Source organism: Gordonia jacobaea, assembly GCF_965344965.1.
Lineage (GTDB): Bacteria > Actinomycetota > Actinomycetes > Mycobacteriales > Mycobacteriaceae > Gordonia > Gordonia jacobaea.
Map to the genome: position 1 here is coordinate 372,429 of NZ_CBDRLS010000004.1, position 22,855 is coordinate 395,283.

The 22,855-nt window shown below is 66.1% G+C and carries 23 protein-coding genes; 15 read left to right on the plus strand and 8 right to left on the minus strand.

Going from position 1 to position 22,855, the window contains the following annotated elements; genetic code table 11:
* Positions 1–42 precede the first annotated feature (42 nt).
* The 6 genes from ACRVY7_RS15885 to ACRVY7_RS15910 all read left to right on the plus strand — a co-directional run bounded on the left by ACRVY7_RS15885 (position 43) and on the right by ACRVY7_RS15910 (position 5,425).
* Complete coding sequence (locus ACRVY7_RS15885; protein ID WP_049698467.1) at positions 43–1,818, plus strand: long-chain-acyl-CoA synthetase; 1,776 nt, start codon at positions 43–45, stop codon at positions 1,816–1,818.
* Positions 1,819–1,890: 72 nt separating this feature from the next.
* Positions 1,891–2,766 carry a dihydropteroate synthase gene (gene folP, locus ACRVY7_RS15890; protein WP_431817742.1) on the plus strand — a complete coding sequence of 292 codons (876 nt, stop codon included), beginning with the start codon at positions 1,891–1,893 and terminating at the stop codon, positions 2,764–2,766.
* A complete protein-coding gene (locus tag ACRVY7_RS15895) occupies positions 2,763–3,806 on the plus strand; it encodes a glucosyl-3-phosphoglycerate synthase (RefSeq protein WP_064870330.1) in 1,044 nt (347 codons plus the stop codon). Before folP ends, ACRVY7_RS15895 begins: the two co-directional genes overlap by 4 nt.
* Before the next feature lie 36 nt (positions 3,807–3,842).
* The gene (locus ACRVY7_RS15900; protein WP_049698464.1) at positions 3,843–4,217 is read left to right on the plus strand and encodes a DivIVA domain-containing protein; all 375 of its coding nucleotides are present in this window, start codon (positions 3,843–3,845) and stop codon (positions 4,215–4,217) included.
* Positions 4,218–4,331: 114 nt separating this feature from the next.
* Positions 4,332–4,499: a DUF3117 domain-containing protein gene (locus tag ACRVY7_RS15905; protein ID WP_004019232.1), complete on the plus strand. Its 168-nt coding sequence runs from the start codon at positions 4,332–4,334 to the stop codon at positions 4,497–4,499.
* A 65-nt stretch (positions 4,500–4,564) separates the two neighbouring features.
* On the plus strand, positions 4,565–5,425 hold the full coding sequence (locus ACRVY7_RS15910; protein WP_431817882.1) for a putative RNA methyltransferase: 861 nt from the start codon (positions 4,565–4,567) through the stop codon (positions 5,423–5,425).
* Here ACRVY7_RS15910 and glgA read toward each other — a convergent pair.
* On the minus strand, positions 5,404–6,570 hold the full coding sequence (glgA, locus tag ACRVY7_RS15915; RefSeq protein WP_197494575.1) for a glycogen synthase: 1,167 nt from the start codon (positions 6,568–6,570) through the stop codon (positions 5,404–5,406). The two genes, ACRVY7_RS15910 and glgA, sit on opposite strands and share 22 nt — an antisense overlap.
* Before the next feature lie 113 nt (positions 6,571–6,683).
* Between glgA and glgC the strand changes: the two genes are divergently transcribed.
* Positions 6,684–7,898, plus strand: coding sequence for a glucose-1-phosphate adenylyltransferase (glgC, locus tag ACRVY7_RS15920; protein WP_049698462.1), 1,215 nt, complete (start codon positions 6,684–6,686; stop codon positions 7,896–7,898).
* Between the two features lie 39 nt (positions 7,899–7,937).
* On the opposite strand, the gene ACRVY7_RS15925 is transcribed toward glgC, so the two are convergent.
* From ACRVY7_RS15925 to cofD, 3 genes are read right to left on the minus strand one after another with little or no spacing between them, the layout of a single operon-like run.
* A complete protein-coding gene (locus ACRVY7_RS15925; protein WP_431817743.1) occupies positions 7,938–8,516 on the minus strand; it encodes an NUDIX hydrolase in 579 nt (192 codons plus the stop codon).
* Positions 8,513–9,892, minus strand: coding sequence for a coenzyme F420-0:L-glutamate ligase (locus ACRVY7_RS15930; RefSeq protein ID WP_431817744.1), 1,380 nt, complete (start codon positions 9,890–9,892; stop codon positions 8,513–8,515). The genes ACRVY7_RS15925 and ACRVY7_RS15930 overlap by 4 nt, the downstream gene beginning before the upstream one ends.
* Complete coding sequence (gene cofD / locus ACRVY7_RS15935; protein WP_431817745.1) at positions 9,889–10,935, minus strand: 2-phospho-L-lactate transferase; 1,047 nt, start codon at positions 10,933–10,935, stop codon at positions 9,889–9,891. Before cofD ends, ACRVY7_RS15930 begins: the two co-directional genes overlap by 4 nt.
* A 594-nt stretch (positions 10,936–11,529) precedes the next feature.
* Here cofD and ACRVY7_RS15940 point away from each other — a divergent pair.
* On the plus strand, positions 11,530–11,787 hold the full coding sequence (locus ACRVY7_RS15940; RefSeq protein WP_197494574.1) for a WhiB family transcriptional regulator: 258 nt from the start codon (positions 11,530–11,532) through the stop codon (positions 11,785–11,787).
* A gap of 4 nt (positions 11,788–11,791) precedes the next feature.
* Here the strand turns inward: ACRVY7_RS15940 and ACRVY7_RS15945 are convergent, their stop codons facing one another.
* The gene (locus ACRVY7_RS15945; protein WP_049698626.1) at positions 11,792–12,268 is read right to left on the minus strand and encodes a metallopeptidase family protein; all 477 of its coding nucleotides are present in this window, start codon (positions 12,266–12,268) and stop codon (positions 11,792–11,794) included.
* A gap of 217 nt (positions 12,269–12,485) precedes the next feature.
* Between ACRVY7_RS15945 and ACRVY7_RS15950 the strand changes: the two genes are divergently transcribed.
* The 3 genes from ACRVY7_RS15950 (at position 12,486) to manA (ending at position 15,451) form a co-directional block, all read left to right on the plus strand.
* Entirely contained in the window at positions 12,486–12,989 is a 504-nt protein-coding gene (locus tag ACRVY7_RS15950; protein WP_049698457.1) for a DUF3499 domain-containing protein, read from the plus strand.
* Between the two features lie 75 nt (positions 12,990–13,064).
* On the plus strand, positions 13,065–14,186 hold the full coding sequence (locus tag ACRVY7_RS15955) for a hypothetical protein (RefSeq protein ID WP_431817746.1): 1,122 nt from the start codon (positions 13,065–13,067) through the stop codon (positions 14,184–14,186).
* Complete coding sequence (gene manA, locus ACRVY7_RS15960) at positions 14,186–15,451, plus strand: mannose-6-phosphate isomerase, class I (protein WP_431817747.1); 1,266 nt, start codon at positions 14,186–14,188, stop codon at positions 15,449–15,451. Before ACRVY7_RS15955 ends, manA begins: the two co-directional genes overlap by 1 nt.
* 51 nt (positions 15,452–15,502) lie before the next feature.
* Here the strand turns inward: manA and eccE are convergent, their stop codons facing one another.
* Positions 15,503–17,254 carry a type VII secretion protein EccE gene (gene eccE / locus ACRVY7_RS15965; protein WP_431817748.1) on the minus strand — a complete coding sequence of 584 codons (1,752 nt, stop codon included), beginning with the start codon at positions 17,252–17,254 and terminating at the stop codon, positions 15,503–15,505.
* Positions 17,255–17,543: 289 nt separating this feature from the next.
* Here eccE and eccB point away from each other — a divergent pair, with 289 nt between their 5' ends.
* Positions 17,544–19,088 (plus strand): type VII secretion protein EccB, encoded by a 1,545-nt coding sequence (gene eccB / locus ACRVY7_RS15970; RefSeq protein ID WP_431817749.1) that lies wholly within the window; start codon positions 17,544–17,546, stop codon positions 19,086–19,088.
* Between the two features lie 30 nt (positions 19,089–19,118).
* Here eccB and hpxO read toward each other — a convergent pair whose 3' ends face one another.
* Together hpxO and ACRVY7_RS15980 are read right to left on the minus strand one after the other, a co-directional pair.
* Positions 19,119–20,276 carry an FAD-dependent urate hydroxylase HpxO gene (hpxO, locus tag ACRVY7_RS15975; protein WP_431817750.1) on the minus strand — a complete coding sequence of 386 codons (1,158 nt, stop codon included), beginning with the start codon at positions 20,274–20,276 and terminating at the stop codon, positions 19,119–19,121.
* 85 nt (positions 20,277–20,361) lie between these two features.
* Positions 20,362–20,991 (minus strand): TetR/AcrR family transcriptional regulator, encoded by a 630-nt coding sequence (locus tag ACRVY7_RS15980; RefSeq protein WP_431817751.1) that lies wholly within the window; start codon positions 20,989–20,991, stop codon positions 20,362–20,364.
* A 112-nt stretch (positions 20,992–21,103) separates the two neighbouring features.
* Here ACRVY7_RS15980 and ACRVY7_RS15985 point away from each other — a divergent pair, with 112 nt between their 5' ends.
* The 3 genes from ACRVY7_RS15985 (at position 21,104) to nrdI (ending at position 22,822) form a co-directional block, all read left to right on the plus strand.
* Positions 21,104–21,697, plus strand: coding sequence for an NADPH-dependent FMN reductase (locus ACRVY7_RS15985; protein ID WP_431817752.1), 594 nt, complete (start codon positions 21,104–21,106; stop codon positions 21,695–21,697).
* Positions 21,698–22,037: 340 nt separating this feature from the next.
* Entirely contained in the window at positions 22,038–22,271 is a 234-nt protein-coding gene (gene nrdH / locus ACRVY7_RS15990) for a glutaredoxin-like protein NrdH (protein WP_431817753.1), read from the plus strand.
* 38 nt (positions 22,272–22,309) lie between these two features.
* A complete protein-coding gene (nrdI, locus tag ACRVY7_RS15995) occupies positions 22,310–22,822 on the plus strand; it encodes a class Ib ribonucleoside-diphosphate reductase assembly flavoprotein NrdI (protein WP_431817754.1) in 513 nt (170 codons plus the stop codon).
* Positions 22,823–22,855: the final 33 nt, after the last annotated feature.

Below are 22,855 nucleotides of genomic sequence, written 5' to 3' on the forward strand. Positions count from 1 at the left end.
GTTTTGACGCGTGTTGGCACACGTAGCGGAGGGTGGAAATAGATGTCAGGTGACGCCACCAAGGTCGTCGGAATCTCAGACTTGCTGAAGGGTGTCGCCAAGATGGCTCCCGACGCCGTCGGCATGATCAAGGCCGCGCCGGGCCTCATCAGGCGCCCGCCCGACGCCAAGCGCACGATCGGGTCGATCTTCGCCAAGCGTGCTGCAGACCATCCGGAGCGCCCGTTCATCCGCTTCGAGGGCAAGACCATCACCTACGGCGAAGCGAATCGTCACGTGAACAGGTACGCCGGGGTGCTTCAAGAAGACGGCGTGACCAAAGGCGACGTCGTCGCGATCCTGTCGAAGAATTGCCCGACCGACCTGATGCTCATGCTCGCGACGGTCAAGCTCGGCGCAATCGCCGGAATGTTGAACTACAACCAGCGCGGCGACGTACTCGAACACAGCGTGGAGCTTCTCGGCGCGCGCGTCCTGGTCTTCGACCCGGACTGCAGCGAGGCACTCGAGTCCATCAGTGCCGACGTGCTGCCGTCGCATGTCTACGACTTCGAGCAGTTCGAGAAGGAAGCCGACCAGAAGCCGGAAACCAACCCCTCGATCACCGCGGACCTGCCCGCATCCACCGAGGCGTTCTACATCTTCACGTCGGGTACCACGGGCATGCCCAAGGCGAGCGTGATGAGCCACAACCGTTGGCTTGCAAGCCTTTCCGGAATCGGTGGGCTTGCCGTTCGGCTCAAGCACAGCGACACCATGTACGTGCCGCTGCCGCTGTACCACAACAACGCGCTCAGCGTTTCGCTCTCCTCTGTCCTCGCGGCCGGCGCGTGTATCGCGATCGGCAAGCACTTCTCGGCGTCGAAATTCTGGGACGACGTGATCCGCAATCGCGCGACGGCGTTCTGCTACATCGGTGAGCTCTGCCGGTACCTCCTCGCCCAGCCCGAGAAGCCAACCGATCGCTCGCACGACGTCCGGCTCATCGTCGGCAACGGCATGCGCCCCGATATTTGGGACGAGTTCCAGCGACGCTTCGGCATCGAGCGCATCGTCGAGTTCTACGGCGCGAGCGAACTCAACCTGGTCTTCGTCAACGCCTTCAGCGTCGAGCGCACCGCCGGGTTCTGCCCACTGCCGTACGCGATCGTCGAGTACGACGACGAGGGCAAGCCTCAGCGCAATGCCGACGGCCGACTGACCAAGGTCAAGCGTGGCGGAATCGGACTGCTGATCTCCGGCATCAACGACCGCGTCCCGATCGACGGATACACCGACCCGGCGGAGACCGAGAAGAAGATCATCCGCGACGCGTTCAAGGACGGCGACGAGTGGTTCAACTCGGGCGATCTCGTCCGCGATCAGGGCTTCTCCCACATTGCTTTCGTCGATCGCCTCGGCGACACGTTCCGCTGGAAGGGTGAGAACGTGGCGACAACCCAGGTCGAGGCGGGACTCGACGGGTTCTCCCAGGTCGGCCAGTCCGTCGTGTTCGGTGCCGAGGTCCCCGGAACCGACGGCAAGGCGGGCATGGGGGCGATCACCCTGCGCGACGGAGGTGAGCTCGACGGCAAGGAGCTCGCGGCGCACCTCTACGACGCCCTGCCCCCGTACGCGATTCCGCTGTTCGTCCGCGTCGTCGACCAGCTCGAGGCCACGTCGACGTTCAAGAACCGCAAGGTCGAACTTCGCGACGAGAGCTACTCCGACACCGGCGACGATCCGCTCTACGTGCTCAAGGGCCGCTCGGAGGGTTACGTCAAGTACTACGACGGTTACGCCGACGAGGTGGCGAACGCCACGGTGCCCAAGAACTGAACAGGCGCACAACCGCCAGTGCCGGCGGTCGCCGTCGATCTGTGACGCGCGGCGATCGCTACGCTGGCTCCCATGAACGCGACCCTGTGCGGTAGGCCGGTGCCCGCCGATCGGGCCTTGGTGATGGCCATCGTCAATCGCACGCCCGATTCGTTCTACGACCGTGGATCGTCGTTCTCCGACGACGCGGCCAAGGCTCGTATCCGGCAGGTCGTCTCCGAGGGCGCCGACTTCGTCGACATCGGTGGCGTGAAGGCGGGGCCCGGCGAAGAAGTCGACGCCGCGACCGAGACCGAGCGTGTCGTGCCGATGGTCGAGTGGATTCGTGAGCGCTACCCGGATCTGCTGATCAGTGTCGACACCTGGCGCGCCGAAGTCGCCGATCGCGCGTGCGCTGTCGGGGCCGACCTCATCAACGACACCTGGGCGGGTGCCGATCCCGATCTGGTGAAGGTCGCCGCGGCACGGCGTGCCGGGATCGTGTGTTCTCACACCGGCGGCATGGAGGTCCGCACGCGTCCACATCGCGTCGCCTACGGCGAGAAACCGACCGATGTGGTGGCAGAGGTGATCGCACAGGTGACCCGGGCGGCCGAAGCGGCCGAAGCGCAGGGCGTGGCTCGCGACTCAATCGTTATCGACCCGACACACGACTTCGGCAAAAACACTCACCACGGGCTGCTCCTGTTACGCCACGTAAAAGATCTTGTTAATACAGGCTGGCCAGTGCTGATGGCACTGAGTAACAAGGATTTCGTGGGGGAGACTTTGGGTGTGGACCTCGACGAGCGCGTGGAGGGGACACTGGCCGCGACAGCGTTGAGCGCCGCTTCTGGAGCTCGAATCTTCCGCGTCCACGAGGTCGCCGCCACACGTCGAGTCGTCGACATGGTCGCTGCAATAGCGGGAACACGGCCACCCGCCCGAACAGTCAGGGGACTCGCATGACCGAACAGGTACGTCGAACCCAAGCTCGCCACAGGGCGACCGCTTCAAACAATCGCGACCGCACAGCCATGTGGCCGACCCCCGCCGACGCGATCGGCGAGGAGCAATCATGGTCGAGTACGCACACGTGGGAACAGCCGGATTGGACCATCGAAGAACTCGTGGCGGCCAAGCAGGGACGCACGGTGTCGGTCGTACTGCCGGCGCTCAACGAGGAGGAGACCGTCGCCGATGTGATCGCGACGATCAGGCCCCTCCTCGGCACGCTGGTCGACGAACTCGTCGTCCTCGACTCCGGGTCAACCGACGCCACCGCGGAGCGGGCCATCGCCGCCGGCGCCCGGGTCATCAGTCGCGAGGAGGCCGTCCCGGAACTCGAGCCGGTGAAGGGCAAGGGGGAGGTGCTGTGGCGGTCCATCGCCGCGGTCACCGGCGACCTCATCGCCTTCGTCGACTCCGACCTCATCGATCCCGATCCGATGTTCGTGCCCAAGATGCTCGGACCGCTGCTCGTCAACCCGGACATCCACCTGGTCAAGGGCTACTACCGACGTCCGCTGCGGACCGGAGCCACCCAGGACGCCAATGGTGGCGGGCGAGTCACCGAACTGGTGGCCCGGCCGTTGCTCGCATCGCAGAAACCTGAGTTGACCGCCGTGCTCCAGCCGCTGGGCGGCGAATACGCGGGTACGAGGGAGTTGCTCTCGGCCGTCCCATTCGCGCCGGGGTACGGAGTGGAGATCGGGCTACTGATCGACACCTACGACCTCTACGGACTCTCCGGCATCGGCCAGGTGAATCTGGGCGTCCGCACGCATCGCAACCGCCCGCTGATCGAGTTGGGCGTCATGAGCAGGCAGATTGTCGGCACCTTGATGCGACGATGTGGCATCGAGGACTCGGGCGCAGGGCTCACCCAGTTCACCGCGGAGCCCGACGGCACCTTCACTCCGCACACCACCGACCTCTATCTCGAGGACCGTCCGCCGATGAACACCATTCGCGGCGACGACGCGACGGCCGAGGAGATGGCCAGCTGACCTGAGCGTCGCCACGGCGGTCATAGACTTCTCTCCATGCAGACGCTGTTGCTCTACCTGCTGATCATGGTGGTGGTCGTGGCCGCCGTGTTCGCTGTCGTGTGGTTCGTGTTCGGTCGTGGAGAAGAGCTGCCACCGATCGACGACGAGACGACCCTGACCCGCCTGCCCGCCGCGGGCATCGCGGGCGACGATGTGCGGTCACTAGTGTTCGCCCAGACCGTGCGCGGCTACAAGCCCCGTGAGGTCGACTGGGCGCTCGAGCGGCTTGCCGCGGAGATCGACGAGCTGCGTGCGGTGGTGCTCACCCTGCAGGCACGTGACGGCGCGGAGCCGGTGTCGACCGAGAGCAGGTCGGTCTACGACTCCACGCACGCCGGTGACTCGCCGTCGGAGAACGACCGCGACTAGGGGTTTTCGCGTCCGTCGGTCGGGCCGATTCAGTGAACACGTATCATTAACACGGCAGCCGTGCGCTGTCGTCGAATCCACCACGGCGAGAGAACTCTGAAGGGAGTTTGCGAAATGGCGGCGATGAAGCCACGTACTGGGGATGGACCCCTGGAAGCAGCCAAGGAGGGGCGTGGGATCGTTGTCCGCATTCCTATCGAGGGTGGCGGCCGTCTCGTCGTCGAACTGACCGCAGACGAAGCCGCAGCGCTCGGCGAAGAACTGCGCGGGGTCACCGGCTGACTCAGGAGTCGCGAGCCGAACCATCGAGCACGGGGCCCGACGGCGATATCACCGACTTTGTCGACCTGCTCCGTTGTCCGGTCTGCGGCGAGTCCCTCACCTTCGATGAACCGGGCAGACGCCTGTTCTGCCCGCTCCGGCACTCGTTCGACATCGCCAAGCAGCGGTACGTGTCCCTGCTCGACGGTCGATCGGGGTCGCTCAAGTCCGACACCGCCGACATGGTGTCAGCACGTCTGCGCGTGCACGACGCAGGCGTCCTCGATCCTGTCGTGAACGCGGTTGCCGAGGCGGTTGCAACTCGGAGCACCCAGGCGCAGTCGGTCCACACGGGTTCACCGGTGATCGTCGATCTCGGTGCCGGGCCGGGGCACTACCTGTCGGCCGCACTCGGCGGCGTCGAACACGCTCGCGGTGTCGGTGTCGATCTCTCGAAATACTGTGCCCGCGCGTTGACGCGCAGAGTTCCCGGAGCCGGTGCCGTCGTCGCCGACGTCTGGCGCGACCTCCCATTCGTCGACGACTGTGCCGACGTCGTGCTGTCGGTGTTCGCTCCGCGCAATGTCGACGAGACCGCCCGTATCCTGCGCGACGGTGGGCGGTGGATCATCGTCACCCCGCAACCGGACCATCTCGCCGAACTGATCGAGCCGATGTCGATGCTGTCGGTGTCTGCCGACAAGTCCGACGCCGTGTCCGCCGCGGTCGGTCAGCGGTTCGAGATCGTCGAGCAGACGGTGGTTCGCGAGCATCGCGACGTGACGGCGTCGACCATCGCCGACCTCGTGTCCATGGGGCCGACGGCCTTTCATCGTGATCGTGACGAGATCGAGCGAGCCGCACGCACATTCGCGCCGGGATCGACGACGACCCCGGTCACCGTCGCGGTGACGGTCACGGTGTGTCAGGCGAGCGTCGACCGGTAGACGTCGAGCGTCTGTTCGGCGATGGAGTCCCAGGAGAACTCGGATTCTGCGCGTTCGCGTCCTGCTATGCCCATCGCGGTGGCGGCCGCCGGATCTCCCACGACGTCGTTGACGGCCTCGGCGATTCCGTGTTCGAAGCCGACAGCGTCGGTGGGGTCGTAAGGGACGAGGCGTCCGGTGACGTTGTCGCGCACCACTTCCGGGATTCCACCGACGGCCGACGCGACGACGGCCGTCTGGCATGCCATCGCCTCGAGATTGACGATCCCGAGCGGCTCGTACACCGAAGGGCACACGAAAACATCTGCTGCGGTGAGGATTTCGCGGATTCGGGGTAGCGGGAGCATCTCGCGCACCCAATGGACTCCGTCGCGTGCGGCAGCCAGTTCGGCGACGGCGGCCTCGGTCTGTGCTGCGATCTCGGGGGTGTCGGGGGCGCCCGCGCACAAGACGAGCTGGATCGCCGGATCAAAGTGATGTGCGGCGGCGATGAGATGCCCGACGCCCTTCTGGCGCGTGATGCGCCCGACGAACGCGACGACGGGACGCGACGGATCGACCCCCAGCCGTACCAGCGTCGACTCCTGGTTGTAGGGCTCCTCGACCGGGTACCACAGCGTCGTGTCGATTCCGTTGCGCACGACGTGAACTCGCTCGGGGTCCAACCGCGGGTAGGCGTTCACCACGTCGGCGCGCATGCCCGAACTGACCGCGATGACGGCATCGGCGTACTCGACGGCGTTGCGTTCCGACCAACTCGACACCTGGTAGCCACCGCCGAGTTGTTCGGCCTTCCATGGCCGCAACGGTTCGAGGGAGTGGGCGGTGAGGATGTGTGGGATGCCGTACAGGCGAGCCGCGAGGTGCCCGGCGGTACCGGTGTACCAGGTGTGCGAGTGCGCGATGTCGGCGTCGGCCGCTCCCTGTGTCATCCGAAGGTCTGTCGAGAGCATCGACAGCGCCGGATTGGCGTCGGCCAGCGCGGGGTCGGGGGAGTAGACGAAGGCGTCGTCTCGCGGAACGCCCATGCAGTGCACGTCGACGGTGACGAGACTTCGGAGATGCCGGACCAGTTCTGTGACATGGACTCCGGCGCCGCCGTAGACCTCGGGTGGATACTCCCGCGTCATCATCGCCACCCTCATGGGTCCTGACGCTAGTGCCATGCGTCAGACTTCGCCATTCGCGTGTGGAATCGCTCGAGAACGGACCCGCGATTCGTATGGCCCCACTGGTGGTTGGCGGTTAAGTTGGGAGTGTGAGATCGCAGCCGCACGTTCTCGGAATCGTCCTCGCCGGTGGCGAGGGAAAACGCCTGTACCCGTTGACCAAGGACCGCGCCAAACCGGCCGTTCCGTTCGGTGGTGCGTACCGGCTGATCGACTTCGTGCTGTCGAATCTGGTCAACGCGGGGTACGAACGAATCTGCGTGCTGACACAGTACAAGTCGCACTCACTCGACCGTCACATCTCGCAAACCTGGTGGACATCAGGATTTCATGGCGAGTACATCACGCCCGTTCCGGCGCAGCAGCGTCTCGGTCCGCGGTGGTACACGGGCAGCGCCGACGCGATCTACCAGTCGCTGAACCTGATCTTCGACGAACAGCCGGAGTACATCGTCGTGTTCGGTGCCGATCACGTGTACCGAATGGATCCGTCGCAGATGGTCGAGGCGCACATCGCGTCCGGCGCCGAGGTGACAGTCGCCGGTATCCGGGTGCCGCGCGTCGAGGCGTCGGCCTTCGGTGTCATCGACTCCGACGACTCGGGCAAGATCACCCGCTTCCTGGAGAAGCCGAGCAATCCGCCTGGGACACCTGACGATCCGGACGTCACCTTTGCCTCGATGGGCAACTATGTGTTCACCACCGATGCGCTTGTCGAGGCGATCATCAAGGACGCTGCCGATGCCGACTCCGATCACGACATGGGTGGCGACATCATCCCGAGCTTCGTCGACCGCAAGGCCGCCTACGTGTACGACTTCAAGGACAACGAGGTTCCCGGGGCCACGGAACGCGACAAGGGCTACTGGCGGGACGTCGGAACGCTCGACGCGTTCTACGACGCCCATATGGATCTCGTGTCGGTGCACCCCGTCTTCAATCTCTACAACCAGAACTGGCCGATCCGCGCCGAGTCGTTGAACGTCCCGCCCGCCAAGTTCGTGCAGGGTGGCTCCGCGCAGGATTCGGTCGTCGGTGGCGGCAGCATCATCTCGGGTGGGACGGTGTCGCAGTCGGTGATCTCCGCGAACGTGCACGTCGAAGACGGCGCGATCGTCGAGGGCAGTGTGTTGATGCCCGGTGTGCGGATCGGCAAGGGCGCCGTCGTGCGGCACGCGATTCTCGACAAGAACGTCGTCGTCTCCGATGGCCAGCAGGTCGGCGTCGACATCGCCGCCGACCGCGATCGTTTCGCCGTCAGCAACGGCGAGGTGGTCACCGTCGGCAAGGGCATCCGCATCTAGAGCGCATGCCCGCGGCAGGGTGCTCTCAACCCTCTGCTCTCAACGCTGCTGTCGGGCCGCGAGCTGCGCCAGCGCGGCGGCGACGAGGGATTCGATCTCGGTGCCGTCGTCGGCGGGTAGCGCGTTCACCGGCCACCAGCGCAGGTCGTCCGACTCCGAGCTGATATCGAAGTCGGGGAGGGCGCCACCCGGTTGCGGCTGCGCGACCGCGGCGAAGCGCACGTCGAGGTGTCGGGTGGGCACGCCGAGAGAACAGGTGATGGGGTGGGTGTGGAGTTGGGCCAATGCGCCGAGTGTGAGGTCGTCGATTCCCGACTCCTCGCGCGCCTCGCGGAGTGCGGCGTCGGCGATCGAGTCGTCGGACTCTTCGCAGTGCCCACCGAGCTGAATCCATTTGCCCACACGCGGATGCAGCGTCAGTAGGACGTGGGTGTGCGTGGCATCGAACACGATTGTCGACGCGGTGAGATGTCCGTGAACGTTGCGGCGCAGGCACGCATCCGGCTGCGCGTCGAGAAATGCGAGATAGGCGTGTCGCAGCGAATCCTGCTCGGGCGCCCGCACATTCCATGACCGAAGAAGTTCGACGGCCGATGAGTGAAGGGATTCAGCGCTCATCTCTCGATCACCCACTCGTCGGTCGGAGCCGGCTCGCGTAGCTGCTGCGGCTGGGCGGGGTATCCGATCGCGATGGCGCCCAACGGTTCCCACGAGGGGTCGACGTCGAGCTCGCGACGCACGACGTCCGGTGCGAAGATCGTCGATCCCACCCAGCAACTACCGAGCCCGCGGACCGACAGCGCGACGAGCAGGCTCGCGACCGCGCCGCCTGCGGCGACTGTGAACATCGTGTGCTCTGCGGCGTTGCGACGTGAGTCGGGGTAGGTGTGCGCGCCGTCGCCGGTGAGCATCGGGATCACCAGTTCCGGTGCGTCGTAGAGGATCTGGCCGCGCCGCACACGCTTGGAGATCGACTCGGGTGACTTGTCGTCCGACGAGAGGTCGGCTCGCCACGCGTGTCCCATCGCGTCGAGCAGACGGACTCGACGCTCACGAGATCGCACCCAGACGAAACGGAACGGATGGGTGTGGTGGGGCGCCGGCGCTGTCAGCGCGTCGGCTAATGCGGCCCGGAGATCCTCGGGCGCAACGGGTTCCGACGAGAAGTCGCGGATAGATCGTCGGGTCAGGATCGCCTCGACCCTGCCCTGCGTGATGGCCTCGGCGGTGCCGAGGCGGAACAGGTCCTCGTCGGCCGGTCGCACGAGTCGCGCGGCAGTCGATCCGTCGTCGTGCACGCGAAGCCCGCGCACCACCGCAACCGGAACGCCGTCGAGCTTTCCCTTCACCAGATCTGCGGCGGACGCGATCTCGTCGGCGACGGCGATGTCGGTGACGATCAACGGGTTGCCGTACGAGTCCTCGCCGCCCTCGTAGGGGTGGCTCACGGCGATTCCCGACGCACCGATCGCGACGTCGGTCTGTCCGGTACGCCAGGCGCGGCCCATCGTGTCGGTGACGATGACAGCGACGTGGTGACCCGTGAGTCTCGCGATGGCTTCGCGCAACAGTCGTGCGCTGCCGTCGGGGTCCTCGGGGAGCAGAGCGATCTGGTCGGTCGGCACATTGGAGCCGTCGACGCCCGCGGCGGCCTGCACGAGGCCGAGTTTGTTCTCGGTGATCAACGTGCGGTTCTTGCGCGCGAGGACGCGCACGGACTCGGCGTCGATCAGCTTGCGCCGCAGCGCATCACGCTCGTCGAGGTCGGTGGGCGCCGGAATCATCCGACCCTCGGTCTTGGAGAACACCTTGCTGGTGACGACGACGACATCGTCGTCGCGTAACCACGGGGCGCGGCGTGTGATCTCCGCTGCGAGGTCGGTCGTGGTGTCGAACTCGGGCAGACCGGTGACCGGGATGATCTCCAGAGCCGCGGGGGCCCGGTGGTCGCGGAGTGCTCCGCCTCGCGACGCTGCGCCGGCGTCGGCCGTCATCGAGCGTCTCCGGCCGCGTCGGGGTGCGCAGCCCGCGGAATGTCGACGCCGACGAGGGCGCACGCGTCACGGACCATCACGGCAGTGGTCTGCGGGTCGGTCATGAGCAGAGGCGCCGTCCCGATGGCGATGCCGTCGACGTGTGCGGTGTCGCCCTCGGCGATCAGCCACCCGTCGAGGATTCCGTTGCCGCTGCGGGCGCCGTAGTGGGCGGCGATCGCCTCAGCGGACGACTCGACGCCGATGACCGACAGGCACTCGTCGGCCATTCCCCGCAGCGGACGATTGTCGATCACCGGGGAGATGCCGACCACGGGCGCCGACGTGGTGCGTAACGCGCTCCGGATGCCGGGAACGCTGACGATCGCCCCGATGCTGACCACGGGATTGCTCGGCGCGAGCAGGATGATGTCGGCGTCGGCGATTGCCTCGGCGACCCCTGGTGCCGGTGCGGTGTCGTCCGACCCGACCTGTGCGAACCCGAAGGTCGGGATCTGCGCACGGTGTTTGACCCACCATTCCTGAAAATGGATCGCGACGCGTTCGCCTTCGCTCCCATCGGGTTTGGCGACGACGACGTGTGTCTCGTGACGTTCGTCGGTTGCGGGCAGTAGTCGCACGCCGGGCTGCCATCGCCGACACAGTGCGGCGGTCACATCGGCGAGCCGGTAGCCCGCATCGAGCATCTGGGTGCGGATCAGATGCGTCGCCAGGTCGCGGTCGCCGAGTCCGAACCAGTCCGGGTCTGCGCCGTATGCGGCCAGTTCCTCCTTGGCGTGCCACGACTCGTCGGCTCGACCCCAACTGCGTTCCGGGTCGATTCCACCGCCGAGCGTGTACATACAGGTGTCGAGGTCGGGACAGATGCGCACGCCGTGCATCCATGCGTCGTCACCGACGTTGACCACCGCGGTGATCTCGTTTCCGTTGCTCGATGCCGAGTCGCCCGCGGCGACCGGAAACGGCGTCGGACCGAGCAGTTCGCGGACCCCGGACAAAAATCGTGCGCCGCCGACACCGCCGACGAGTACCGTCACCTTCACAACGACCCACTCTAGTGAGTCGGGATCGAGTCGATATCATGGACCACGACGCCGCGCCCGCCATTCGCATCTGATGTGACATTGATGCGTCCGCGCAACACAACTCGTGTCTTACGGGGAGTTCTTGTCGGTCGATGGTATTAAGGAATATTTTGATTCAACTTGACCGGACACGTCTCTGGCGTGTCTAATCACATCAGTGTCATTTCTGGTTCGAGATCGAGAATCGGTGCATCGCAACGAAGTTCGATCACTTGTTCGAATTCGGAAAGGTTGATCGGACACCGTGGTGGTGCCAGATCGCGCCGGACACTTGGTGAAGATCGAGAATGTACGGGTATGAGTGGTGGTGTGGCACCGATGCCGCGCCGCTGTGACGACAGAGAACAACGACTTCCCAGGCAGGAGGCGCCGACGATGGCATTCGACAACGCGATCGGCAATCCCCTTGAACCACACGGACATTCAGAGATCGCGTCCCCGTTGAGTGGGGATGCGAACTACACAACCCTTGGGCCCGTTGATGATTCGTTGATCGGGACACCTGAGGTTTCGCTCGGCGCTGACGAGAACTCGCAGCGTCGTCATCTTTCCTTGGTGCCCAACGACTTCGAGGGCTTGTTCGACGCAATCGAAGACCAATGGCAAGATCGCGCGCTGTGCGCGCAGACCGATCCGGAGGCGTTCTTCCCCGAGAAGGGCGGCTCCACCCGCGAGGCGAAGCGCATCTGCCAGGGCTGCGAGGTGAAGGCCGAGTGCCTCGAGTACGCCCTGCACAACGATGAGCGTTTCGGGATCTGGGGCGGCCTGTCAGAGCGTGAGCGTCGCCGCCTCAAGCGCGGCATCATCTGACGGTTTACTCGGGTCCCCGGTCGATGATGTCCTCGTCGAGACCCAGGTGTGTTGCGACCTGCTGTACCAAGACCTCGTGAACGAGATCGAGTAGGTCCTCGCCCTTCTTCGCCCTGCTCTCCAGCGGCCGGCGGAACAGGATGATCTGCGCCCTCGTCGGCGCTCCGTGGACATCGACCCCCGCGGGCATCAGACGCGCAAGCGGGACGGCTCCGTCGGCGGTCACCTCGTCGGGCCACTGCACGGTTTCGGGGTCACGCGGCAGCAGACGTGGGATTTCGTCGACGGCGATGTCGAGTCCCGAGAGCTCGTCGTGCCAGCGAGCATCTATCTCCGCGAACGCCTCGAGGACAACCGTGTCGAATTCGTCCGATTTGCTGCGCCACGCAGGCACGCCCTGCGGCAACAGCGGGGAGCGCAGCCCCCGGCCCCGTCGGTCGCGGCGTGCTCGACGCGCTGCGTGCACAGCCGAGAGCCGCATATCGGACACCCGGTTCTCCGAGGAGCGCACCGGCGAACCCTGGCCTCGATCGCGCGTTGCGCGCCGCCGTTCGATACGCATGCCGAGATTGTAAGTCTCCACCCACCGGTGTCGACTCGGAGGCGTCGCGCCGCGTGTCGGCCCTCGCTCCCCATGTCAGACCTCGCGCCGCGTGTCGAAACACCGTTCGCCGGGGCGTGGGACTAATCTTTCTGCTGTGAAGCTTCCCCGACAATGCTGCCGCCCGGCTTGCTCCCGGTCGGCGGTTGCGACCCTGACCTTTGTGTACGCCGAGTCGACGGCGGTCATCGGTCCTCTCGCCACGTCGGATGAGCCGCACTCGTGGGATCTGTGTGACGAGCATGCACGACGCATCACCGTGCCGCGCGGGTGGGAAATGCTCCGCAGCGAGCGGGGATTCTCGGCGCCGGTCGCCGAAGACTACGAATTGACGGCCCTTGCCGAGGCTGTACGTGAAGTCGGTGGGCGCGAGGTCGGTGCGCGCGGCATCGCGGGTGCCGTGGGCCGTGCGCCGGGTTTCGACCAGGAGGCGTTCGACGACGTTCGGGCAGGCCGACACCGCGCAGGTACGTCTACGACCGATCTCCGCCCGAGCCCCGACGTGCGTTCGGGGTCCGACGCCGCGCGTCGTAGCGGGGGTGTGAAGCCGCGTCCTGGCAGGCGGGGGCACCTTCGTGTGCTGCCAGACCCGGTCGACTGACGCGCCCGCGAGATCTGGTGGATCAGAATATGGCTGTGTGTGGGCAGCGACGCCATGCGTCGCTAGGCTGACTCTATGCGTACGGATGCCGCCGACCTCGATGATGTCGACGACCTGATTGCGGGCGACTCCGAGGGTCTACTGCAGGCGGCGGCGTTGACCGGTGCGCAGGTGCGTGCCGTTGCCGAGGCCATGCGTGAGGGCGTACTCGAGCCGTTGGCGGCACTGCGGCCCCGAAGCGTTGTGATCGTGCACGGAACGTCGAGTGTTGCCCGCGATGCGGTCGCGCTCGTCGTGGCCTGCGTGGCAACCCGTGTCGACGTGCCCATCGTGTCTGCACCCGCCCTGCCGGGCTGGGTCGGCCCGCTCGACGTGGTCGTCGTCGCCGGTGACGACGCGGGCGACATGGCGCTCGCCGATGCCGCGGCGCGGGCACAGCGTCGACGCGCCGAGGTCGTCGTCGCAGCACCCATCGAGGGGCCGTTACGAGATGCGTTGGGCGGCGGCGGAATCGACCTTTCGCCTCGTCTGCGCGTCGACCCGCGCTTTCGATTCGCGGCGTACGTCGCGACGTTGCTGGCGGTATTCGCATCGCTGTCCGATGTGCGGTTCACCGGTCCGGCGCCGCTCGTGAGCGACATCGCCGACGCACTCGACGACGAGGCGGCGACAGACCATCCCGCCCGCGAGACGTTCCACAACCGCGCCAAGATGTTGGCAGCTCGGCTGGCAGATCGTCGGGTCGTGTGGACCGGCGACGGCCCGGCAGCCTCGGTGGTCGCCGCCCGCAACGCGAAGTCGCTGCTCGCATTATCCGGAAAGGTTTGCGGCACAGCCGATATCGACGCCGTGGCGAGCATTTCGCTGCAGTCGTGGAGTGCGGGGGGCGCGTCCGCCGTCGACTCGATCTTTCACGACCCACAGATCGACGGACCGTTGGCGGCCGAGCCGCCGCGGGTGCTCGCGGTCACGACGGCGTCGAGGCAGTGGTATGCCGAGCGCAGAATTGTCGGCATTCCGGATGCGGAGGCGGTGTTCGGCGACGTCGACGGTGCCGATCCGGCGACGCATCCCGCAGGCCCTGTCGGTCCCGAGGATCTGGCAGACGGACCCGCCGACCTGGTCGGCTATGTGCTTCTCGCTTTGCGTGTCGACATCGCCGCGGTGTATCTGCGCCTGACCGGAATCGGAGACTGATGAAACTGCTCGACGGGGTGGTCCGCCCCTACGCCTGGGGGTCGAGAACGGCTATCGCGTCGCTGCGTCAGAAGCCGGTTCCCTCGCCGCATCCGGAGGCAGAACTCTGGTTCGGCGCGCACGCGGAGGGGCCTGCAACCGTCATCGGCGCAGACGGCGGGCCGGATGGCACGCTGCTCGACGTGATCGACGACGATCCGCAGCAGGCGCTCGGTGCGGCGACCACAGATCGGTACGGCAACCGACTTCCCTTCTTGCTCAAGGTACTTGCCGCCGACGAACCGTTGTCGCTACAGGCTCACCCCAGTGCTGAGCAGGCCCGTGAAGGATTTGAGCGTGAAGAGGCCGCCGGGATACCCATCGATGCGCCGACGCGCAACTATAAGGATGCTTCGCACAAGCCCGAGCTGATCGTCGCGATCTCCGAGTTCGACGCTCTGGCCGGTTTCCGTGATCCCGCGCAGACGATCGACTTGTTGCGCGAACTGCAGGTCTCAGAGCTCGACCCGTATCTGGGATTGCTGGCAGGCCAACCGGACGCCGAAGGGCTGCGCGCGGTGTTCACCACGTGGCTCACCTTGCCCGAATCACGGTTGCGCACCGTGGTTCCCGCCGTACTCGCGGGAGCGGTCGATGCGCTGAACGCGGGATCGCGGTTCGGCCCGGAACTGCGTACGGCACTCGAGCTGGGCGAGATCTACCCCAACGACCCGGGTGTCCTCGCGTCGTTGCTGCTCAACCGGATTCACCTGTCGCCAACCGAAGGGCTGTACCTGCCCGCCGGGGTACTCCACGCCTACCTAAGTGGTACCGGAGTGGAGATCATGGCCAACTCCGACAACGTGCTGCGTGGTGGCCTGACCCCCAAACACATCGACGTGCCCGAGTTGCTGCGCGTCCTCGACTTCACCCCGGTCGACGCCGACGATCTCAAGCCGAGAATCCGCACTGTCGGCACCGAGCGGATCTACTTGACGCCTGCGCCCGAATTCCGGCTCTCGCGTGTCGAGCTGGAGGGTACGGGCCTTCACCAACCGTCGTCGATCTGCTTCGACATGCCCGGTCCGCAGATCCTTGCCGCGCTCGGGGGAACCATCGAGGCACGGCTACCGGGCGACACGCCACTGTCGGTCCCGTCGGGTTACGCGGCATGGATTCCCGACGACGACCCGGACGTCGTCGTGCGAGCGTCGTCGAGTCGGGCGCTGTTCTTCCGCGCACGAGTTCCGGTCAACGACCCCGTGGGGTCGTTCACGGAGGAATAGCTGCGGCGCGGATAGCTGCGGCACTAACCGCTGCCCGACGCGAAGCTGTTCTCAGACAAGTAGTCCGGATCGTTCGGGACGGCCGGGGTAGGGCGCCGGCTGCCCGGGCAGCGGGCCGCTGAAGCTCGACTCCTCCGGCGTCGCGACCATCGTGACGCGGACGCAGGCATCGGATGTTCGCAGCGTCACGTCGTGCGGTTGTGTCCGATCTTGTCTCACTTCGACCGCGTTCAATTCGATTGCGGTGGCGGCAGATTCGTTGTCCGACCCCTGATCGTGGGTGACGACGATCCTTGTCGCACCCGCCGACACGGGGCGCGGCGCGACACCGTCGAAGAGGTGAATCCGGCCGCTGTCGTCGCGACCACCGTGGGGGTCGGCGAATGTCAGGACTCGATGATCGCCGACGCGCTCGACGAGGTGCTGCCATCCATCCGGACGCGAGGTGTGCACCACGACTCGACCTCCGGTCGCGACGATCCGCAGCACGACCTGTGCGGCAAGGCGTGCATCGCCGACCAGGGAGACCTCTGATATGCCGGGGCCGAACAGTCGCGACGTGACGGCACGACCGGTGTGATCGGCGCCGATCAACTGCCCGCAGCCACTCACCTGAATCCGCAGGGCGTCGAGCAGGGTGTGGGCCTGTGCGCCCGATGTCGCGTGCAGTCCGCGGTGCACCCGATGCGCGGCGGCATACGGAAGCGACGCCGCGAGGGCGTCGAACTGCCGTCCGTCGAGCGGGGTCGCCCCTGTCGGCCAGGTGTCGACGACGCGTCCGGCGTCCGGGACGTCGTCGACGCGCATGAGCGCGCGCACCCGGAGGTCGCCGTCCTGTCCGTGGGAAAGAGTGAGGGTGAGCGTCGTCGCGAGCGCTGCGGGGCAGGGCGTACCGAATACGCGCGGTAGCTCGCGGGGGTCGATGGTCGCGGTGCGGAAGCGGATTCGTCCCGCCATGACCTGCGACCATTCTTCTCTCATCGAGCTGAGCTCCGAGCCATGCGTCAATTGCGTTGTGAGCGAGTCCATCTCGCTTGCGGTGAGCGGGGTGGCGACGAGGCCGCATTCGCGAAGTCGACGCGCCACCCGGCGCGTGGTGATGGTCGCGGTCCGCAGCGCGCCGGTCGCGCCTCCGCCGCGGCGGGCAACCGCGCTGGGGCATTGGGTCGGATCGAGTCGCAGGACGACGAAGGTGCTGCGGTGCGTCGTCGCGGGAAGCGGGCCGAGGGTGCGTTCGTAGATCGCGGCCGCTTGTCCCGCTCCGCCGACTCGGACACCGTGGCTGATCACGTCGATCGACGAGAGAGGGATGTCGAAGGGGTTGATGCACCCGGCGAGGGTCGCCAGCGGCAGCTCTGGTTCGGCCGTCTCGCATCCGAACGGGGACAGGAACGTCGGGGTGCAGCGTGCGGGGGAGACCCTCAGGACGGTGATCATCGTGCCCCCTGCCCAGCGGACACCGAGAGGGCCATCTTCTGTGGATAGACCAGTCGGCGAGACGCGCTGTTGGCGACCGGATGTCGGTACGTCGAATGGGGCGGGTGCGAGTTCGGGGAGTCGACGCCTGGCTCGGGACCAGTAGAAGCCGAGTCGACGGATCATGTTGCCCGCCAGAGACTGTCGGCCGGTTATCGGGACAAGTGTCAACGCCACGAGCGCTGCCACGCCGAGTGCGGCGACCCCCGCTCGGCCGCCCGCGACCCACCAGCCGACGAACCCGGCTGCCAGCAGCGCCTCGATCCCGACCAGTGTCGCGAATCCGGGTAGCCGTGATCGTGCGGACGGCCCCGTGTCGAACGCCATGTACTCGCTCCCCTCTCGCCACACCCGGTACCAGCCCGCGCACCGGCAGGCCCCGTATACGTATCACCCAGTAGTAGAGCGTTTTCCACGCCGCTGTGCGTCGAATCGGGCGTTGTCCACAGCCGAGGTGCAACGTCGGATTGTCGGTTTTGTGCGGGTCTGGTTCGGTTAGGCTACTACCGCGCCGGTCAGCCGTCGCGACGTTGTGCCGCTACGTGTCACGTGAGAAGTCCCCTGACGCAGGCGGTGCCACGGGAGTGCGCGGGTGACGAAGTGGGGGAGGGAAGCGATGGCGCGTCAACTGACCACCAGAGCGCAGGTCAACGGATACAGATTCGTGTTGCGGCGCCTCGATCACGCGCTGATCCGTCGAGATGTGCGCATGTTGCACGATCCGATGCGATCACAGGGGCGTGCGCTGGCGGTCGGGGCGGTACTCGGCGTGCTCGTGCTCGCGGGATTCGCGGTATGGGGCCTTGTCAGTCCGCAAGGCTCCGTTGGCAAGTCGACCATCATCGCGGCGAAAACCGGCGGCACCTACGTCGTCATCGACGGCACCGTGCACCCGGTATTCAACCTGGCGTCGGCACGACTCATCACGGGCAGCGACGAGAAGCCGGCGTCGGCGTCGGAGAAGAAGCTGGCCCGCTACCCGCGCGGTCCGTTGCTCGGCATTCCCGGTGCGCCGTCGGCCCTGCCGGTCTCGCGCGTCTCCGCGTGGACTGTATGCGACAGTATCGATGCGAGTGCGGCCGATGGGACGTCGGGGATCGGTGCGGGGTCGGGACGCGCGGCGGCCGGAGCGCTGTCGGTCGTCGCGGGCGAACCGGTACTCGGGACGGACATCCGCGCCGCAGGCGCCGACGACGCCCTGTACGTGACCGACGGCTCGGGTGCGTTCCTGATCTACCAACTCGACCGTGACGGCCACCCGACACCCGTTCGCGCGCAGGTGGATACCTCCAGTGTTCCGGTGCTGCGGGCGCTGGGACTCGAGGGCCGGACGCCTCGGCCGATCAGTCGCGGACTACTCAACACCTTTCCCGAAGTCGACCCGTTGACACTCCCCGACATTCCGGGTCAGGGTGGCGTGAGTTCACCCGCGGGCGTCGGTTCACCGTGGGCCGGGGGCGCACGCGTCGGCTCGGTCATCAAGACGTCCGCGGCCAACGGTGTCGTCGAGTACTACGTTGTGCTGCGCGGCGGTGTGCAACCCATCAGTGCCGCCGCGGCAGAGATTCTCCGACTCGCGGAGCGCGACGACGCCGCGCCCGTGGCAACCGTCGCGCCGGGCGTCGTCGCATCGACACCTATGCGCGACGAGTTGCCGATCGCCGATTTCCCCACGACGACAACGCATCTCGTCACACCCGGCGAGGGCACCGTGTGCCGGGCATGGGTGCGCGGTGCTGACGCCGACGCCGCTCGGACAACGCTGCTCGTCGGGGACGCGCTGCCGCTGCCGGACGGGTCGAAACCGGTGCGGGTCGCGAGCGCCGACGGATCGGGCCCCGGCGTCGACCAGGTGTACGTGCGACCGGGGTCGGGCGCCTACGTTCAGGTCACCGGCAACGAATCAGACAGTGCGCGTGCGGAATCGCGCTTCTACGTCGCCGATACCGGTGTGCGCTACGGCGTGCCGGACGCGAAGACGGGGTCGGTTCTGCGACTCGGCGCATCGCCGACGCCCGCTCCGTGGGATGTGATCTCACTGCTCGTCGCGGGGCCGACGCTCTCGCGCGAGAACGCGCTCGTCGCGCACGACGGCGTGGCTCCCGACCCGGCAGGCATCGCGGTCAACCCGCCGGAGAGCGCGCAGCAGACCGGCGGCTAGAGCGCCCCGCGGTTACCCGCTACTGGGTGCTCAGGTGACCGGACCGCCGACGATGTTGCCGACGATGCCCCGAATGATGTTGGTGCCGTCCTCTTCTCGGAGTTCGGAGTACCACTGCGCTGTCTTCTCGGGGTCCTTCGCGTGTGTCACGTCGCAGCGCTTGCGGGCACGCAGGACGAGGTCGCCCGCTCGCTCGGCACGCGCGGCCTGGTAGTCGTCGAGCGCGGCGTACACGTCGTCGGGGTGATCGCGGAAGGCGAACTGCAAGGCCACGGCGTCTTCCATTGCCGAACAGCCGCCCTGCCCGATGTCGGGAGTGGTGTTGTGCGCGGCGTCGCCGAGTACCGCCACGCGGCCCTTGACCCAGGTGTCGAAAGGGTCGAGGTCGAGGATCTCGACGCGGTTCGTCGTTGCGGGATCGAGCTTCTCGATGAGCGTCTGCACCCCTGGTGCCCAGCCGTCGAACTCCTTGGTGAGCACCTCGCGGGCGGTTCCCCGCTCGAAGGGCTGCCCCTCGGGCATCGGGACGTCGAAGAAGAAGTAGAAGCGGTCGCCCGCGACCGGCATGACCGAAACCCGTTTGCCGTCACCGACGTACGTCGTCCACTCGGTCGACGGACCGATGGCGGGATCAGTGGCGACGAGGCCGTTGAAGTTCACGTATCCCGCGTAGCGTCGGGTGACCGGGCCACCAAGAACATATTCGCGAGTCAGCGACTTCGCGCCGTCGGCGCCGATCACGATGTCGCCGCTGGCACTGGTGCCGTCGGCGAAATGCACTGTGGCCGCGTCAGGTCCGTCTTCAACGGACACCATCTTCATGCCGAAGTTGATGTCGTCGAATCCGTAGGCGTTCATGAGCATGAGCTGCAGCTCGGCCCGCGCGATGGGGTATGGGCGTTGGCCTACCTCGTCGATCAGCGGCTGCATGCTGAACCGGCACATCGTCTCGCCGGTGTGGCCGTCGATGTAGCTCATGGTCTCCACGATGCCTCCGAGCGCCGCGGTCTCTTCCTCGAGTCCGAGGTGATTGAGGCACTTGACGCCGTTGGACCACACCGAGATCGCGGCGCCGACCGGCTTGTTCTCGGTCACCTGCTCGTAGACCTCGACGTCGAATCCGAGTTGCTTCAGGGCGATGGCGGCGCTCATGCCGCCCATGCCTGCACCGATGATGACTGCCTTCACGTTGTCTTCCCTTCCACCATGAACAGGCTAGGGCCGAACGTGGCGTCGCGCGCGGCGAGGTCGATTGTGTGTCGGCGTGTGATCGTCAGTCGAGTGGCAAGCCGCCGACCATCGAGGTCACCATCGTTTGCCACTGCGTGATGATCGTCTCGAGGTCGAGGCCGACGACCTCGGTCAGGTGCTTGACGGCGGTGGCGCCGAGCGGAGTCAACAGGGCGATCGCCGTCACCTCGACGGGATCCGGGAAACCCAACTGCCGCAGCAGGATCTGGACGTGCATGCTCGACGCTTGGGACACCGGGTGGCTCCAGAACTCGGTGCCCGGTAGGTCTGCCTCGAGCAGGATGTCGAGGTGAGCCGCGTTCATCTTCAACCGCGCGGCACCGTAGGCGAGGAGGCGTTCGAGGGGATCGGCGCCCGGTCCGAGTGGCGCGGGACCCGAGAGGTAGGACTGCTGTAGCTCCGATTCGGAGTGGTCGAGGAGGGCGAACATCAACCCGGTTCGGCTACCGAACCGCCGGAACACGGTGCCCTTACCGACGCCTGCCTCGCGCGCGACCGCATCCATCGTGACCGCGGCGGCGCCGTGATTGTCGATGAGGTTCTTCGCTGCGGCGAGCAGCAATCGCCGATTACGCGCCGCGTCAGCGCGTTCGACGCTGTCGGGTTGGGTCAACTGCAGTGACCGTGGTCCTCCCTCGACCTCTTTACGCATGTGATGAGCCTAACGGTTGACGGATCCGCACTGCGGATCGAATCTGGTGGAACAAATCGGACCGCGGTCCGGTTTACCAAGCAAGTGTAACGCCATGTAAAGGAGAAGTCTCGTGCCAGATCACGACATCACAGCACAGAACGCCAACGTCACGGTCGCGGTGTTGGTCGGCAGCCTGAGGTCGGCGTCGATCAACAGGCAGCTCGCCGAGTCCGTCGTCGGCAAGGCCCCCGCGGGCATCGAGTTCTCGGTGGTCGACAACATCGGTCGTGTGCCGTTCTACAACGAAGACATCGACTACGCGCCGGGTTCGGGCGATGGCGTACTCGATCCCGAGGTCGTCGCGCTTCGGGAGCGGGTCGCCGCCGCGGATGCCCTATTGATCGTCACGCCCGAGTACAACGGGTCGGCTCCCGCGGTGCTGAAGAATGCCATCGACTGGCTGTCCCGGCCTTACGGCTCGGGCGCGCTGACCGGTAAGCCGGTCGGTGTCATCGGGGTGGCGCTGGGGCGCTTCGGGGGCGCGTGGTCGCGTGAGGACATTCGCAAGTCGGTGAAGATCGCGGGTGGCCAGGTCGTCGAGGAGGTGGAGTTCGGAGTATCCGGAAGCCAGCTCGGCGACTCGGGCCGACTTCCCGCCGAGGTCATCGACGGGGCCGTCGACGCCGTGCGGGTACTGGGATCCGAGGTTGCCGTAGCTGTATGAGGTGCTGATCGGCGAGAGCCTGTGGCGGCCGCCCGTGTCGGAAGAATCACAAATGTGTGAGTCCCGACCAGGGCGGCCGTTGCGTTTCGCGAGGCGACACGCCGGACTTCACGATCGTGTAGGCCCGCGACCTGCGACTTTCATCAATGTGATTACAAGCTCTAGTGGTGCAACCAAATGTCAGACACAAGGTGTAGTGTTTGGGACACCAGCAAGGCCGACGACGGGGATCGCTTGTAACCCTCAGCGACGGCGGTGAGGTCGGTGACCCAGATCACTATCTTCACACTGGAGAATCACCTGAGGCAGTACGACGTCACCACGACCGAGGAGCAATCTGATGGCCATCACCGTCTACACCAAGCCGGCCTGCGTGCAGTGCAATGCCACCTACAAGGCTCTCGACAAGCAGGGGATCGAGTACGAGATCGTCGACATCACCCAGGATGCGGACGCTCGCGATTACGTCATGGCTCTCGGTTACCTGCAGGCCCCCGTCGTCGTCGCCGACGACGAGCACTGGTCGGGCTTCCGTCTCGATCGCATCAAAGCTCTGGCAACACGCGCAGCCTGAAGCCTCCGCATCACGATCCGAAGGGGAAGCCGGATCGAATGTCTCTCACAGCACCATCTCTTAGTCCGCAAACGTCTCTCGAGTCACCGCTGATCGTCTATTTCTCATCGGTGTCGGAGAACACCCATCGGTTTGTCGAGAAGCTGGGAATGCGCGTCGCGCGCATCCCGGTTCTCGACGGCGAGCGGCGAGGGGGTGCGGTGTTCGAGGTCGACGAGCCCTACGTCCTGATCTGTCCCACCTACGGTGGCGGCAAACCGTCGTCGACGGGAAGCAACGGTTTCGTGCCGAAGCAGGTCATCAAATTCCTGAACAACACACACAATCGTTCGCTGATCCGTGGCGTCATTGCCGCGGGGAACACGAACTTCGGCGAGGAGTACTGCCTCGCGGGCGACATCATCTCCCGTAAGTGCTCCGTTCCGTACCTCTACCGATTCGAGCTCATGGGCACTTCCGACGACGTCGACCGCGTCCGTAGCGGGTTGGCCGACTTCTCGCGAAGCGACGCCTTCGTCGACCCCGAGACGGCCGTCAACGTCCGCGCCTGAGTGTCGGTAGCGCCCGCTATCGTCTCGACCATC

Bases quoted from the DNA above. Each gene is read 5' to 3' on its own strand.
- ACRVY7_RS15885 (WP_049698467.1), top strand. From the start codon at position 43: ATGTCAGGTGACGCCACCAAGGTCGTCGGAATCTCAGACTTGCTGAAG.
- folP (WP_431817742.1), top strand. From the start codon at position 1,891: ATGAACGCGACCCTGTGCGGTAGGCCGGTGCCCGCCGATCGGGCCTTG.
- ACRVY7_RS15895 (WP_064870330.1), top strand. From the start codon at position 2,763: ATGACCGAACAGGTACGTCGAACCCAAGCTCGCCACAGGGCGACCGCT.
- ACRVY7_RS15900 (WP_049698464.1), top strand. From the start codon at position 3,843: ATGCAGACGCTGTTGCTCTACCTGCTGATCATGGTGGTGGTCGTGGCC.
- ACRVY7_RS15905 (WP_004019232.1), top strand. From the start codon at position 4,332: ATGGCGGCGATGAAGCCACGTACTGGGGATGGACCCCTGGAAGCAGCC.
- glgA (WP_197494575.1), bottom strand. From the start codon at position 6,570: ATGAGGGTGGCGATGATGACGCGGGAGTATCCACCCGAGGTCTACGGC.
- ACRVY7_RS15925 (WP_431817743.1), bottom strand. From the start codon at position 8,516: ATGAGCGCTGAATCCCTTCACTCATCGGCCGTCGAACTTCTTCGGTCA.
- ACRVY7_RS15930 (WP_431817744.1), bottom strand. From the start codon at position 9,892: ATGACGGCCGACGCCGGCGCAGCGTCGCGAGGCGGAGCACTCCGCGAC.
- ACRVY7_RS15945 (WP_049698626.1), bottom strand. From the start codon at position 12,268: ATGCGGCTCTCGGCTGTGCACGCAGCGCGTCGAGCACGCCGCGACCGA.
- ACRVY7_RS15955 (WP_431817746.1), top strand. From the start codon at position 13,065: ATGCGTACGGATGCCGCCGACCTCGATGATGTCGACGACCTGATTGCG.
- manA (WP_431817747.1), top strand. From the start codon at position 14,186: ATGAAACTGCTCGACGGGGTGGTCCGCCCCTACGCCTGGGGGTCGAGA.
- eccE (WP_431817748.1), bottom strand. From the start codon at position 17,254: ATGGCGTTCGACACGGGGCCGTCCGCACGATCACGGCTACCCGGATTC.
- eccB (WP_431817749.1), top strand. From the start codon at position 17,544: ATGGCGCGTCAACTGACCACCAGAGCGCAGGTCAACGGATACAGATTC.
- ACRVY7_RS15980 (WP_431817751.1), bottom strand. From the start codon at position 20,991: ATGCGTAAAGAGGTCGAGGGAGGACCACGGTCACTGCAGTTGACCCAA.
- nrdH (WP_431817753.1), top strand. From the start codon at position 22,038: ATGGCCATCACCGTCTACACCAAGCCGGCCTGCGTGCAGTGCAATGCC.
- nrdI (WP_431817754.1), top strand. From the start codon at position 22,310: ATGTCTCTCACAGCACCATCTCTTAGTCCGCAAACGTCTCTCGAGTCA.